We start from the raw sequence: 14,248 nt of genomic DNA on the forward strand, positions 1-14,248 counted from the left end.
GGTTCTTTACTATCTTATTTATCTTATGAAGCTATATTGGAATTTCTACTCTACCAACGATCTGGTGTTCCTGTAGGTCTTTAGAGACTTATACTCCGACATCGATCAAGCTTGTACCACACAGAAAGAATTTCCTTCCGGATCAAGTAAAACTACATAGTCGGCATTCTGTTCGTAATCCCACTCTTCCATTTTTGCAGCACCAATACTAAGTAGCCGTTGCACTTCTGCTTCCTGATTTTCAGTGATCAGGTCAATATGATGTCTTTTCGGTTCTTCCGAGCGGGTTAATTTCAATGATAATTGCATTCCATCTCCTACAATAGGAATCAAAATTGCAAAATCTGGATCAGGATTCCGCTTTAACCGGTAATTCAATGCCTCAGACCAAAAGGCAATCGCTCTTTCAAGATTTTGTACGCCCCACACTATTGAAAGTATTTTTAAGCCCATATCATTTTGATTTTTAATTTAATTTAATTGCAGGTCTGCCCCTATGAACAAAGTTAAAAAAAATTGAGTTGTCATCCGGCAGCGCATCATTTATTCTCTAAGAGGCCTATAAGGTAGGATCAGACCAAGTATAACATAAAAAGGCTCCCTCTCAATTGAGGAAGCCTTTTTTCCATATTTGAATGGCAGTTACTTTAAGATATTTCGATCAGTCTGGGCGGTCTCTGCTTTACAGCTTCTTTTTTAGGAATAGTAAGCATTAACAAGCCGTTTTCATATTTTGCATTGATGTTGTCCTGATCCACAACATCGCGTGGAAGCTCAAAGCTCCGCTGAAAAGACTGATAACTAAACTCTCTGCGCGTAAAGTTTTCTTCTGTAGTTTCACTGCTATCCTGCTTTTTAGAGGATATCGTCAGAAGATTTCCATCGAGTTTAACTTCGAAATCATTTTTCTCCATGCCCGGTGCAGCGACCTGCACCTCGTAAGCCTCTCCGTTCTCCTTAATATTTACTGATGGAACGGTTGTACTGGTTGAGGAATAATTGTTGTTACCCCAGTTAAAAAGTTCACGATTAAAAAAATCGTCAAAAAGATTTGGAAGTGACGAATTATTCCAGTTTCTTCTTATTAGATTCATAATAATGTACTTTTAAATAGTTAAACAAATAATTTTAATGAACTCAAGCTGGCCAGCTTTACTCAACAAAAAACAAAAAAAATACCAGAAGAAAAAATGTGCTATTTTTTCAGAAAAACTGTCAAAATTTCATGGTCTAATCTGATTATATCTTTTTCAATTCGTCAACACCGTAAAAGAATTTGGATCAAAATTGCAGATGGCTAAACCCAAAGAGGTTTGTAATTTCAGTTAAATCCAATACTGCAAAGCTGGTTGCGCTCCTGATCTGTTTTTTAATGATGAGGTATGCTAATGAAATAAAATTAAAACCACAGCAAAAATATTTCTCCTGTACCTTTACCTCAGCGGTAGATAGCATATCAATATACCCGAAACTGCATAAGGATATGAAAGCTAAGGATGGCAAACAAAAAGCTCCCCCTTACTGTTAGGGGGAAGCTAATTTGTTTAATGCAAAAATAATGGGTAATCTTTTCAAAAATAGTAAACAAATCCTGTTTACTTTATGACCCAGATCATATCAAGCAATAAGATCCCAGCACGCTATTTTACAGCAGCCTTCGCCTTTTCTGATTCCTTTAAATGATGTTCCAGGGTGGGAAGAGTTCTGCTTGCAAAAGACTTCAGGGATGTCTCCTTCCCATTTTCGGCCTCTTTCCTGAACTCTTCTATATCCTCTTTATGATCTGTTACCATAAGATCAGTATACTTACGGTCGAAATCCACTCCTTTTTTAGCTTTCAGGTCATCATACATCTTCTGTTTTTCAGCATCCAGGGCTGTAGGTAGTGTATATCCTGCTGCTTCTGCCCATTTCTTTAGCTCATCATTGGCTTTGCTATGATCGGTAACCATCATTGCCCCCAATGATTTTACAACTGAATTCGAAGCATTTGTGGCAGCCAGTTTTCCCATCATGACTTCCATCAGCCCTCCCTTGGCAGCAGCATCAGCAAACTTTTTGTCGTGATCACTAAGGGAATGTGCCGCAGTGCCCGGCATCTTAGTAGAGTCGCTCACAACCATTCCTGTTTCAGCAGGGGCAGACACTCCCATACTTTCTGCAGAATGGTTGGCAGGTACCGTTTCGTTTTTTTTGCAGGCTATCATAGCAGCTGCTGCAAAAACTGTTACAACAAAATTTTTCATAATAATAAAATTTAAAGTGGTGATTGATAACGAAGTACCTTCATACTTCATGATAAACGCAACAATTTATTTGCCAAAATCAAGAGGATGATCCGCTCAGATCATTTCCAAAACCTTTGCCATACCCTTTTAGGCATTAAAAAGGAGCATAAACATCTATTTTAAGAATGCTGCAAAACCATCTGAACAGAGGATTTATAAGTGGTCTTCAGATGTGAAACGGAACAGGGGGTTACAGTTTGAAATGCTGGTTATAAACAGATTTTTCCTTTTAAAATGATCAGCCGTTTTTCTTTTTCTAATTTTTTAATAGTCCGAACTACAGTTTCTACACGAAGTCCGGTAATGTTTGCTAATTGCTGTCTGGTAAATGGTACTATATATTTAAACGGTTCCTTTACTTTATGGTGTAATTTTAAAAAGGTTAAGACTTCATAAATCCGGCGTGAGGGGTTATTCAATGATAAAATGTCAAGCATTTTATACCGATAGAACATTCTTTCAGCAGTATAACCCATTAGGTTTTTCATCAGCTCACTATTTGAACTGACCATTTCCATAAAGTCTCCTTTTGCCAGTTTTATAATTTCCGTATCATTCATCGCTACCGCATTGATACAGTAAGGCACATCGTGCCAGAGAAAAGTTTCAGCAAAACAATGTCCATCGGAGGGTAAGCTGTAAATAATTTCACTGCCATCATCTCTGAAAGTATTAAGCTTTACGAGACCTGAGCTTATCTGAAAATAAAATCTGGGGAGTGATTCCTGTAATAGGATTGTTTCTCCGGCAGCATATTTTTGAAATTCTGCTCCATTTTTTAAAAGTACATCTTCATCAATAACCATAAAATAAAAAAATATTTAACAAGATGCTCCAAAGATAATACTATATCCCCGCTTGCCTAATACCTAAGATATACCATACAATTTCAAAGTCAGCGTTATTATATATATCTAAGACCAAATCCTACCATTATTTGATATTAAAATTTTTCATGATCAATTTCCAAAATTCACAAAATGAGGGATATCTGTCGAAAAACTATTCATAGGCAAAAGGTTATTCCGGTTGCTGTTAAAATCAAAGACCGAATTATTATCGAAAGGAACACGGGGATAATAGGTGAAAGAAATCTGAATCCTGTTGAACACCAGAAACGGATTATTAATTAAAACACCAATCCCTATTTTTGTGTTTGTATTCGTTTTCAGCAGTTTATCATCAGGCATACCCAGCCAACCGACTGCTGCCGTTACATATGGACTGAAATGGAAATTCTTCCAGGTTTTATTAATGAAAAGCTGGAGCTGATATCTTAAAACCAATTTTTTAGTCCCGATATAATCCGAATTGTACACAGGAAATTCGTCTGCGGAAGAAAGATTAATCCGGTCTTTATAAGAATAATTATGCTGCGGATTTCCTAGTGCTAACGTCGGAGAAAAGAAATGTCTTGCTTTGGCAAACTTCCAATCCATAAGAGGTGTAAAATAAGTTCCATCCAGGCGAAAAGACTCGCGATTTTGATTATCTTCATTAAAAAATCTTCCAAACTGAGCTTTCACATTGAAATAACCCAACTTTGTAAAATTACCATAAGACGCAGAAATCCCCACATAGGGCTTCACGTCATTACTTCTTGATAAAGCTCCTGCAGTAACATTCACCGAATGGCCATAAGCAATATCTTCCGGCAAATCATATTGAAAAATATTCCTCTGAACCGAAAAACTCCTGTGAATATATCCGGCAGACATCAGAAAGCTGCTGTATGAGCTGAAATACTGATACCGGTCTATTCCGGGACTGTCTTTGTACTGATAATTCTGAACCCTTCCTATCAAAGCAATATTACCGGAGACTTTTTCGTTTGGATCAGCTGAAACGGGAATCTGATAACCGCCCCATATATCCTGGCTGTAGACCTTGATCTGAACTTCAGGAAAAGTAGTGTCCGTTTCTATCGGAAGCAAAACATTCCGCATAAAATATTCAAAACTAAAACCGCCTGCCCATTTCGTCAAGGGCGAGAAAAAATCTCTTCTGACATTGAAATTAATTCTTTCATTTCTAAAAAAATCCCGTTCCCCCAGAATCTGGGCGTTGATATAAGAACCCCAAAGGTTATAGGCTGTATAACTTCCAAAAAGATAATTTTGCTTTTCTTTGGAATCATTTCTGTAAAGGAAATTCAGTTCGTGCCCTAATCCGAATACATTTTCTTCGGTGACTCCCAACCCTATTTTACTTCCTGAATAACTGACCCGCGGCTTTAGACTCCACGAATCAAGAACTTTTACAACAACATCGATGGAATCTCTGCCGGAAGTGCTGTCAGAAACACTGATATTCACCCTGTTGATAAAAGGCATTGCTCTCAGCAAACGTTCGGATTCGTAGAGTTTCTGAGCATTATATTCTTCGCCTTCCTTAAAAAGCAAATAATGATTAACGGTAGAAATTTTAGTATTGGAATGAAGATGATTGGTCAGCCAGTCATACCACTTAGTTTTTTCTTTACTGTCTTTGGAACCATATCCAAAGGGATCAATTGTTTCTACCCGGATTTTTCTGATATATTTTTTATTATAAGCCTCCTGCGACAGTTTTTCCGTCCTGGATTTAACAGAAGCAGAATCCGCTTCCCTGCGGAATATCAGACGGTGAATGAATTTGGTAACTTTTCTCTGATCCGAAAATTCTTCTATTTTATAATAAAGCGAATCTTTTTTCTCCTGTGCCTGTAAAAAGAAAAGGCCGCTTAAAAGGAAAATTACAGTTATAATCGATTTAGTCATTAGTCATCAAAAATTCAATAAGGTTTGTACTATCAATTTGCAAGCCAACAGAGGTTAAAAACATACTAATATCCGGAAATATCTATGCAAAAGATAGGAAGGTGGTTGTAAGTATTCCAATTGAATGAGGCAAACCCTACTTTTTTAGACAAATAAGAGTCTCTTTGCACGATAATTAAAATCTCCAATGATAATTTGTGAATTATATGATTAAGCACTTAATACTCCCCTCTCCATCTTTTTTGAGCCACTCAGGAAACTTAAATTGAGCTTTTCAGGAAACTGGTTATTCATTTTCTGCATTACTTTTGTATTGAAAAAATGAAAAGAAAACTGCCAAAAATCCTCAGCTCTTATTTAAAGGCTAAAATGAACCCTTGAATGACAGCAAAAGGCTTTGCAGCAGGAACAAGCGATGGTAACGCTCTTAATTGGTGAAGTGGCACCTTAAATACCGTTATAAACCGACCTATTGGTGGAAAGAATAAAATAAAAAAACAATGAAACAGCTAGAAGACTTACACGGCATTCTGCGCCACTGCTATACAAAAAGCAGCAAAGCTGGTGAGCAGTTCATTGGTGAACATGGCATTTCATTCATTGTTTCGGGCGAAATGGAAGCCTACGACGGTAATACCAAACATTTGTACCAGAAAGGTGATGTGGTATTGTACCGAAAAAATGCTTTGATCCGTTTTGTGAAATATCCACATCAGGAAAAGTGTTTTGAAGCGATCTCTATTATTCTGGATGAAAAACTATTGAAAATATTTGCAGAACAGTACGAAATATTTTCCGATAAAAGCCCTAAGGAGAGTTTGTTTAAACTGAAAGAGGATGAATTGATCCAGACATATTTTAAAGGACTTGAAACTTGGTTCAGCAATAAAATCAGCACCGAACTTGCCACCGTTAAAAAGACAGAAATGATTCTTCTGGTACTGCGTAATAATAAGGAGTTTAAAAATATATTATTTCATTTCGGAATGCCGGGAAAAGTTAATCTCGAAGCCTTTATGAATACCCACTTCCGTTTCAATGTGCCATTGTCACAACTTGCTTTTTTAACGGGGAGGAGTTTGGCTACCTTTAAGCGTGATTTCGAAAAACTCTTTCAGATGTCTCCTCACAAATGGATACAGCAAAAACGTCTGGAGGAAGCCCATTATTTACTCAAACATAAAAAAATGAAAGTAAAGGATGTCTATCTGGAAGTTGGTTTCGAAACCTTATCACATTTTTCGTATACCTTCAAAAACCACTTTGGGGTGAGTCCTTCCCGACTATAATTTAAAATATCACATATGAACAAGACCGTTTTAATTACGGGCTCTTCCACAGGAATAGGGAGAGCCGCAGCACTTCTTTTTGCCCAAAATGGATGGAATGTAGCCGCAACGATGCGCACTCCTGAGGCTGAAAAAGAACTTAACCAACTGGAAAATGGGTTGGTAACCCGCTTGGATCTGGAGGATGTTTCGTCCATTGAAAGCAGCATTCAGAAAGCGATACACCGATTCGGGAAAATAGATTTATTAGTCAACAATGCTGCCTTCGGACAGTACGGAATTTTCGAAGCCTTAGAACCTGCACAAATCGAAAAACAATTCAGCGTCAATGTTTTTGGAACGATGAATGTCATCCGTGCCCTATTACCGCATTTCAGAGCACAAAAACAGGGAAATATCATCAACGTAAGTTCTGCCGGCGGTAGAATCGGTATTCCATTGATTTCGATGTATGTGTCTTCAAAATTTGCACTGGAAGGTTTTTCTGAAGCATTGTCTTATGAGCTGGCTTCACAAAACATACGCCTGAAATTGGTTGAGCCCGGTGGCGTGGCAACACCTTTTCATGAAACTTCAGCAAAGTTTTTTGCCATCAACCCTGAATTAGCAAGTTATAATGAATTCAGTGAAGCAGCCTTAGCCAAATTAGGACAAATGGGTGAAAATATGTCAACTGCCGAAGAAGTGGCGGATGAGATTTTCCAGGCTGCAACAGATAATTCCGATCAATTCCGCTACATCGTGGGTGAAGATGCAAAAGGATGGATCAAGCACCGCACATCAATGGATGATTTAACTTTTGCAAGACATATGCGTCAATTGTTCAATTCATAATTTATCAGGTCATATGAACATGACGCAGATCACATCTTATATCTAAATTAAAAAATTGAATAGAATGAATAAAACCATTTTTATCACCGGAGCATCCTCCGGAATAGGACAGGCAACTGCCCAATATTTCGCAGCACAGGGATGGAATGTGATAGCAACCATGCGCAGTCCCAAAAAACAGGATGTTCTAAAAAATAGTGAGCATTTGCTTGTTTTAAAACTTGATGTGGAACAACCCGAAACTTTTAAGGAAGTGATAGAAACGGCTATTTTTCATTTCGGGAAAATTGATGTGCTGCTGAATAACGCCGGCTACGGACAGCACGGTCTTTTTGAAGCAACAACATCTCAGCAAATCCACCGTCAGTTTTCAGTGAATCTTTTCGGAACCATGGAAATTACGAGAGCTTTACTGCCCCATTTCCGAGAACAGAAAGGTGGAAACATCATCACCATTACTTCAGGCGTTGGCAGGGTAACAGTTCCTTTGGTATCAATTTATGCAGCATCCAAATTTGCATTGGAGGGTTTCTGCGAGTCACTTTCATTTGAATTGGCTTCGCAAAACATCAGGGTCAAAATCATCGAGCCTGGAAATATCGCAACCAATTTTGAACAAACTACGAAGGAAAATTTTGCCGATGGCGAAGCATTAATCGATTATGCAGATTATCTGAAACAGATGGATAAAGTATTTAAAAGTATTTACAACGGGGGCGGTTCTACAGCAGCTGATGTGGCCGAAACCATTTTCAAAGCAGCCACAGACGAAAGCAATATATTACGTTACGTCATCGGCTCCGATTTACAGCCGCTTATTGATATCAGAAATGGAGGAACGGATGAAAGCTATATGGATGTATTGAGAAGTACCTTTGTACCTAAGAATTAATGCATTTAAAAATTATAATTAGTACACGTTCGTTGGATTTTATACTATAACATTTTTTATTACAGAATATACTCTTGCAAAGCAAATATAAGTATGCACTATGAAAAAAAACCTTATTATTTTAGCTACAGTATTGGTCTCAAATATTGTTTTCTCACAAGTAGGGATTAATACCCCTTCCCCTACTCAAACTTTGGATGTCAACGGAACTGCAAGGATCAGACAAACACCGGTAGCGTCTACTCTCGGTACTTCCAAGCTGTTAATCACCCAAACCAACGGTGACATATATGAAATTGATCCCGGTGTAGTCACTGCCCAACTTAAAATTCCCACCACAGTTCTAAGCGTAAGACTTGCTACGCCCGGTACTACTCTATTGCCAGGAAGCAACGCAGTAAACCTGGTAAGGTTTGATACGATTGATATTAGCCCATTAGCTGGTATAGGCAACTGGAATGCAAGTACCAATACCTTCACCGCTAATACAGCAGGAGTTTATCAAATTTCCGGAAGTATCCAATTATCTGATTTCAGCAACCCCAGCGCAAATTTTATCATCGTAACTACTCCTTTTGCCCAAAACTCGGGTGGTCTTCTACTATTCAACAACAGGTATACTGTAAACCAGGTTTTATCCTTAAAACTTAATCCCGGTGATACTGTTAAATGTAACATCATCGCCGGAGGAGCAGATTCTTTTTATGAAGAAAATGCAATTATGTCCATCATCTATACTCCTTTGTAGGATAAAGTGATGATATGCTCAGATATTCCGGTTAATTCAACACTTATTTCAACGTTTATTTAAAAGCTCTATTAATATTTTAGTAGACAGAAACGAAATTGCAATATTTGAGTACACTTCGGTTTGCATCTTCGGAATAGCAGCAACCCTTGTATTGGAAGGGGTTGCTTTTTTATGACAAATACAATAAAAGCCCTTTCAAAGATAAAGTGATTTCTAATTTTCTATCTGGTTACGGAATACCATAATTATAACATTGATAAAATGATTTTTTTCCACAAAAAAATTTATGATGAGAAAATTACTGTGTTTTTTTTAATATCCATAAATGGAAATACACTAGCAACACTGAAAGAGAATGTCAACGCTGTAAAAGATTAGAGTGTTTAGATGACCATTCTAATATTAATTCATTTGGGAATCCCCTTGTGGCTTAAAAAGTCTAAAAAAATTGATTTCAATCTCTGTCATTGAATAGTTTTCACTTTCAAAAACAGAGATTTCGGTTTAGATACATCACGTTTTATTGCAATAATTACAATGTATAATCTTTATATAACTCATTTTTTATTTGGTGTGAATAGGAAAATTATTCTCTTTTTCATGGTATATTATTTTTTCATTCCAATATAGATCCTTACATCTCCACTTTCCTTTATAGAAATTTCGAATACTTATTAAAAATTATCTCCTAATAATTTTACGGATTTCTATAATAAAAACATTCTACTTTTCTTTAAACAAATATAAAATATTAATATAGAGATATTTAACATAAAAAATAAATTCCTTGTTGTTTGATTTATTTTGATACTTTTGAAATGATTCATTAATTATTAACTGATCATAAAAAAACAATTCATGAAAAAATTAATTTTATTAGCAACCATTGGAATTGCCGGTCTTATTAACGCAAAAGGAACAGTGGAAGGCAAAATTGAAGCAAAAACTACTAAAGTTGCTTTTCAACTATGTGGAGTTATGGTAACCTACTACAACTCGTCAGGACAAGCAACGGGGCAGCAATGGTTTACATCTGATCAACCAACTTTAAACGCGTGCATGGCTTACCAAGCTGGAATAATTGCAGATTTAAAGTCAAAAGGTTATAATGTTAAACCACAAGGAGCGAGTACTGACATTAATTAACTCTTAAGAATTAACCAAAGAATCTATAATGAACAAATTCCTTTTTCTTTTTTCCCTTTTGTTTTATGGAAGCTTATTAGCACAAAAGCAGATACATATACAATATCTTAATGTTAGATCTCCTATTGCCAATGTCTATGAGGATTTATATACTAATGGTACAAAGGTTATATCAAAACAAGATGGTAACATTATGTGGACTGATCCAAGCTTTAATAAAAATAAAAAAACTCAAGATTTTTATTTTATTTCTACTATTGATGAAACTACAAAAGATAGAAACTTCTTTTTTACATCATTTGTTAGAGACAATGCAGAGGATTACTATTTTGTATATGATAAAGTTCCTCAGATTAATTGGAAAATTGAAAAAGAATTTACTAGAAAAATTCTTGGTTACGAATGTACAAAAGCAACAGCTAATTTTCGAGGATCCCCAATAACTGCATATTTTACAAAAGAAATCCCGTATTCTGTTGGTCCATTTAAATTTTTCGGTTTACCTGGAACAATTCTAGACGTAAGAGTTGATGGTAAAGATTTTGATTTATGGAAAGCTGTAAAAGTTGACCTTAATGATAACTCGAACGTTGAATATAATCCCGAGTTCCCTAACTTTACAAAAGCTAAAATGAAAGATTATATAATACGAAAAGATGATACTACAATCAATCACTTAAATAATAGCAAGGTTAGTGGAAGCACTGGAAAAATAGCATCAATTCGCCTAGGAATTGAGCAGCATTTTGAATGGGAAGACCAAAAAGACAAATAATTTTGGCCCTCATTAATAAAAAAAACACCTGTTAAATAGACTGCCCCCAAAAAGTTAGACACTTTTAAGGCATTTTTTATGGGAACATCAAAATATAGTTTAGAATTTAAAACGGATTGTGTTGTTAAGGCTTTACAAAGGGATCAATCTATATCTACAATTGCTAAAGAATTAGAGCTCAATAAATCTTTGGTGAAGCAATGGGTTAGATACTATATTCAACATGGATCTAGCGGTCTTCTTCGCAGTAATAACAGAGTTTATGATGTCGGGTTTAAGCTGAAAGCTTTACAGTTCATATCAAAAATTATCTTTCGGTTAAACAAGCATGCTTAAAGTTTAATATAGGCGCCGAGTCCAGTATTTTAAATTGGCAGGATGCTTATAAAAAAGGTATTTTAGGGTTAGAAAACCAGCCGGGAGGAAGACCTAAAATAATGAGTAATAAAGGTAAAAAAAAAGAAACCAGATAAGGTTTTGACACGAGAAGAAGAACTTCTCCTTGAAAATGAAAGGCTTCGTGCAAAGATTGATTATCTAAAAAAGTTAGACGCCTTAGCTCTAGCCAGTGTAAGCTACCCAATTTTGCATGAATGGAATGAACAAAAAAGTTCATTGTTAAAGATATTTATCAAAACAGGGTGTTGAATATTCTCATCAATTTAATCAGATGCTACAGACAGACATCCAGAATTTCTACCCTCTAATAATCATCATAAACTTGAAATGAATTAAAAGAATTGACAACCCGATATTCCTATGGATTACCAGTGAGTGGACCTTCTGTCTAATGGAATAGGAGTGAGAAAGGTGGGATTTAACATAAAAAAATAACTTCCAGTTATTTGATTCATTTTAATACTTTTGTAATAATTCTTTTAATTAAATAACAATTTAAAACGAAAACCATGAAAAAATTAAATGTAAAGAATCGACTTACAAGATCTAAACTAAAAGTCATATTTGGAGGTGATCCCATTGACGAACCAGCTCCTGGTGAAGGAGATCCAACTGGAGAAGTATGTGGAAGTGGAGGTAAAAGATGCTATGATTATGAAAGATGTTGTCAGCATCCAGCTGGATTCACCTATTGCAATACGCGTCCTTGTGGTGAATAGTACAATAGAGGACTTTATGACCTATCATTATTCACAATTAAAATCAGCTGACCCCTAAATTAAAAGGGTCTAGTTTTGTAAATATCCCCACCATTAGGTGGGGATTCTTTATTTAGAATACTTTTGATACATCTTGCGCGGCATGTGTTGACAATACGTCTTTCTTTTCAAAAGCAACCATAAATCGATCTAAAGGTAGTTGAGCGTGACAGGAACAACAACATCAGCTGTATTTAATGAAGATTATAATGTTAATGGAAATGTTTCCGAATCAGGAAACTTCTCTGCAATTGATGGCAATGCAAGTTGAGTGATAAAGCAAAGGCAAGAAAATTATTTTAGGGATTATTTTAATTGTCGTGTGTTTAACAACAGATTATTTTATCTATCACATTTACCTTGACCAATTACAAAAAATAAAGCGTAAAAACAAAACAACCCACTGTAAAACAGCAGGTTGTTTATTTAAAACTGTGACCGCAGAAGGATTCGAACCCTCACTGTCGGAGCCGAAATCCGAAGTTCTATCCATTAAACTATGCAGCCTTTTTTCAGGTAGCAGACGGCAGGTCTTAGGTAATAGTGAGCCTGGCTTTTTTACCTGTATCCTGCATTTGCACCTCTAGAAAGTAATCTTCACGCCTCCCAGGATCTGTGCACCCAGGACTTTATATCCTTTGTACGTCTGGTACTTTGAGCTCAGAAGATTATTTCCGAGTGCAAAAATACTGAAATTTTTGTGAATTTTATACTCTGCGGAAAGATTTAAATCAGCATAACCCCCAACTTTATCGTTTGTGTTCTCCGTAGACTGGAAAATCATGCCTGCACCACCCGCTCCTTCGATCATATAAGAGTTTGTAGTTCTGTCACTTGCAAAGATTCCTTTGAACCCTAACAGCAATTTCTTGTCAAGCATTGTATATTTGGCTCCGATGCTCGCATTGAACAATGGAACGTTATAAATATTGTCATAATTCTTCAGATTGTACTTCGTAAATCTCATTTCTCCGTCTAAAACTAAATTTTCTAGCGGGAAATACTGTACACTTCCTTTGATATCGCTTACATTTCCGTCATCATATACTGCAGAAAACGTGTTTGCAAAATTGTAGGCAGAACGGTTAAGAGTGTATAAATTATCAAAAAGGTCATTGGCTTTGAAGAACATAATGTCTCTCATCTTTCCATATCCTGCAGAGAAGTCATATTTCAGCGTTTCATCGATATCTCCTCTCAATCCCACATAAAAATGATATTTCGTTTCTGTCGGCTTTAAAAACTGGTCAGAAAGAATGAACGGATTCGTCTGAAGCATATCTCCGTATGTATTTAACTTAAGACCTCCGTCTACCCCACCGTAGAATTTAAATTCTTTAGCAGCAGCCAACTGAAATTCTGCCTGCGGGAACCAAAATGTTTTATTATTTTTTTCCTGCGCCATCTGATCATTTGAATTTTTAGCATTCAGGAAAGAGAATGAAGAGCCTAACATCAAGTAAGATTCTCCTTTTCTGAACGTCACTTTCGGGGTCAGATTTGTATTGAAGAAATTAGCAGAATTTTTATCCCTGATCGCGAAATCGGTCTTCACAGCGTCCAATCCTACTCCAAGATCGGCATTCAGATTGATCCCTGATTTTCCAAGTTCAACCGCATGTTTTGAAAAGTTGGCCAAAATGGAAACCTGGTTTTCCTGTGCATCGAAATGATCTTTCAGGAAGGATGATTTTACCCTTACATCATTTAAGATCTCATTGGAATAGAAATCATAGTATCCATTGACCTTGAACTGATTTACCTTTTGCTTCAGATCAACATCTGCAGCCGGCTGTAAGGCATAAATACCGTAATAATTATAATTATTCAATCCATATTCAGCATTTACATTGAACTTCCCTTTTTCACCATAGGAATTCAGGAAGGCCCCGAAAGTTGCTGAAGTCTGTTTTGAATTCCAGTCATAGTCTTTTTTAAGACCATTGGTAGAAAGTACGTGAACATCACCTCCTACTTCGATTTTGTTTTCAAGGGTTTTCGAGATGTTTCCGTCTGCCAGGATTTTACCATAGTTCCCCATTCCGAACTGGAAGTAATTGTTCTGAGCTGTGGCATCGAATTTTGGAGCCACATCTTCTCCCTGGATCGTAGAAGTTTTAAAGTCTGAAACCGCAGGAACATCTGTAATCGTATACCGTACAGGGTTCTGGGATTTCTCCTCCGGCGGATAATTTTTAATGGTTTCCACGGAAGTCTTCTTCTTCTCGATCTTCTTCACTTCCGGCTCTCTCTTTTTATTGAGAACCAGTTTTTCCTCCTTGATCTGGGAAAACGCCAGCTGCGAAACCCCTAAAAATAATATGGATAATAATTGAATTTTCTTGTTCATATTTTCT

General features: G+C 36.4%; 14 protein-coding genes and 1 tRNA gene. 8 read left to right on the forward strand and 7 right to left on the reverse strand.

Annotated features, from left to right (window positions below; all coding sequences use genetic code 11):
• Positions 1-105: 105 nt before the first annotated feature.
• The 5 genes from MUW56_RS01475 to MUW56_RS01495 all read right to left on the reverse strand — a co-directional run bounded on the left by MUW56_RS01475 (position 106) and on the right by MUW56_RS01495 (position 5,047).
• Positions 106-453 (reverse strand): VOC family protein, encoded by a 348-nt coding sequence (locus MUW56_RS01475; protein WP_292011514.1) that lies wholly within the window; start codon positions 451-453, stop codon positions 106-108.
• A 194-nt stretch (positions 454-647) separates the two neighbouring features.
• Positions 648-1,094 (reverse strand): Hsp20/alpha crystallin family protein, encoded by a 447-nt coding sequence (locus tag MUW56_RS01480; RefSeq protein ID WP_292011515.1) that lies wholly within the window; start codon positions 1,092-1,094, stop codon positions 648-650.
• A gap of 546 nt (positions 1,095-1,640) precedes the next feature.
• Entirely contained in the window at positions 1,641-2,246 is a 606-nt protein-coding gene (locus tag MUW56_RS01485; RefSeq protein WP_292011516.1) for a DUF4142 domain-containing protein, read from the reverse strand.
• Positions 2,247-2,497: 251 nt separating this feature from the next.
• Positions 2,498-3,094 carry a Crp/Fnr family transcriptional regulator gene (locus MUW56_RS01490; protein WP_292011517.1) on the reverse strand — a complete coding sequence of 199 codons (597 nt, stop codon included), beginning with the start codon at positions 3,092-3,094 and terminating at the stop codon, positions 2,498-2,500.
• A 153-nt stretch (positions 3,095-3,247) separates the two neighbouring features.
• On the reverse strand, positions 3,248-5,047 hold the full coding sequence (locus MUW56_RS01495; RefSeq protein ID WP_292011518.1) for a hypothetical protein: 1,800 nt from the start codon (positions 5,045-5,047) through the stop codon (positions 3,248-3,250).
• Positions 5,048-5,547: 500 nt separating this feature from the next.
• Between MUW56_RS01495 and MUW56_RS01500 the strand changes: the two genes are divergently transcribed.
• From MUW56_RS01500 to MUW56_RS01530, 8 genes are all read left to right on the forward strand, one after another.
• Positions 5,548-6,336, forward strand: coding sequence for an AraC family transcriptional regulator (locus MUW56_RS01500; protein WP_292011519.1), 789 nt, complete (start codon positions 5,548-5,550; stop codon positions 6,334-6,336).
• A gap of 15 nt (positions 6,337-6,351) precedes the next feature.
• Positions 6,352-7,170, forward strand: a complete 819-nt coding sequence (locus tag MUW56_RS01505; protein ID WP_292011520.1) for an SDR family oxidoreductase — start codon at positions 6,352-6,354, stop codon at positions 7,168-7,170.
• 64 nt (positions 7,171-7,234) lie between these two features.
• Positions 7,235-8,062, forward strand: coding sequence for an SDR family oxidoreductase (locus MUW56_RS01510; RefSeq protein WP_292011521.1), 828 nt, complete (start codon positions 7,235-7,237; stop codon positions 8,060-8,062).
• Between the two features lie 100 nt (positions 8,063-8,162).
• Positions 8,163-8,810, forward strand: a complete 648-nt coding sequence (locus MUW56_RS01515; RefSeq protein ID WP_292011522.1) for a hypothetical protein — start codon at positions 8,163-8,165, stop codon at positions 8,808-8,810.
• Positions 8,811-9,671: 861 nt separating this feature from the next.
• Positions 9,672-9,959, forward strand: coding sequence for a hypothetical protein (locus tag MUW56_RS01520; RefSeq protein ID WP_292011523.1), 288 nt, complete (start codon positions 9,672-9,674; stop codon positions 9,957-9,959).
• Between the two features lie 28 nt (positions 9,960-9,987).
• On the forward strand, positions 9,988-10,734 hold the full coding sequence (locus tag MUW56_RS01525; protein ID WP_292011524.1) for a GLPGLI family protein: 747 nt from the start codon (positions 9,988-9,990) through the stop codon (positions 10,732-10,734).
• 78 nt (positions 10,735-10,812) lie between these two features.
• Positions 10,813-11,070, forward strand: a complete 258-nt coding sequence (locus MUW56_RS22765) for a transposase (RefSeq protein ID WP_367118480.1) — start codon at positions 10,813-10,815, stop codon at positions 11,068-11,070.
• Between the two features lie 633 nt (positions 11,071-11,703).
• A complete protein-coding gene (locus tag MUW56_RS01530) occupies positions 11,704-11,910 on the forward strand; it encodes a hypothetical protein (protein ID WP_292011525.1) in 207 nt (68 codons plus the stop codon).
• A 416-nt stretch (positions 11,911-12,326) separates the two neighbouring features.
• On the opposite strand, the gene MUW56_RS01535 is transcribed toward MUW56_RS01530, so the two are convergent.
• Together MUW56_RS01535 and MUW56_RS01540 are read right to left on the reverse strand one after the other, a co-directional pair.
• Positions 12,327-12,398: transfer RNA gene (locus MUW56_RS01535), tRNA-Arg, on the reverse strand.
• A gap of 76 nt (positions 12,399-12,474) precedes the next feature.
• Positions 12,475-14,241: a TonB-dependent receptor gene (locus MUW56_RS01540; protein WP_292011526.1), complete on the reverse strand. Its 1,767-nt coding sequence runs from the start codon at positions 14,239-14,241 to the stop codon at positions 12,475-12,477.
• Between the last annotated feature and the right edge of the window lie 7 nt (positions 14,242-14,248).

Source organism: Chryseobacterium sp. (assembly GCF_022869225.1).
Taxonomy (GTDB): Bacteria; Bacteroidota; Bacteroidia; order Flavobacteriales; family Weeksellaceae; genus Chryseobacterium.

Bases quoted from the DNA above. Each gene is read 5' to 3' on its own strand.
- MUW56_RS01495 (WP_292011518.1), bottom strand. From the start codon at position 5,047: ATGACTAAATCGATTATAACTGTAATTTTCCTTTTAAGCGGCCTTTTC.
- MUW56_RS01525 (WP_292011524.1), top strand. From the start codon at position 9,988: ATGAACAAATTCCTTTTTCTTTTTTCCCTTTTGTTTTATGGAAGCTTA.
- MUW56_RS01475 (WP_292011514.1), bottom strand. From the start codon at position 453: ATGGGCTTAAAAATACTTTCAATAGTGTGGGGCGTACAAAATCTTGAA.
- MUW56_RS22765 (WP_367118480.1), top strand. From the start codon at position 10,813: ATGGGAACATCAAAATATAGTTTAGAATTTAAAACGGATTGTGTTGTT.
- MUW56_RS01520 (WP_292011523.1), top strand. From the start codon at position 9,672: ATGAAAAAATTAATTTTATTAGCAACCATTGGAATTGCCGGTCTTATT.
- MUW56_RS01480 (WP_292011515.1), bottom strand. From the start codon at position 1,094: ATGAATCTAATAAGAAGAAACTGGAATAATTCGTCACTTCCAAATCTT.
- MUW56_RS01490 (WP_292011517.1), bottom strand. From the start codon at position 3,094: ATGGTTATTGATGAAGATGTACTTTTAAAAAATGGAGCAGAATTTCAA.
- MUW56_RS01515 (WP_292011522.1), top strand. From the start codon at position 8,163: ATGAAAAAAAACCTTATTATTTTAGCTACAGTATTGGTCTCAAATATT.
- MUW56_RS01500 (WP_292011519.1), top strand. From the start codon at position 5,548: ATGAAACAGCTAGAAGACTTACACGGCATTCTGCGCCACTGCTATACA.
- MUW56_RS01485 (WP_292011516.1), bottom strand. From the start codon at position 2,246: ATGAAAAATTTTGTTGTAACAGTTTTTGCAGCAGCTGCTATGATAGCC.
- MUW56_RS01540 (WP_292011526.1), bottom strand. From the start codon at position 14,241: ATGAACAAGAAAATTCAATTATTATCCATATTATTTTTAGGGGTTTCG.
- MUW56_RS01510 (WP_292011521.1), top strand. From the start codon at position 7,235: ATGAATAAAACCATTTTTATCACCGGAGCATCCTCCGGAATAGGACAG.
- MUW56_RS01505 (WP_292011520.1), top strand. From the start codon at position 6,352: ATGAACAAGACCGTTTTAATTACGGGCTCTTCCACAGGAATAGGGAGA.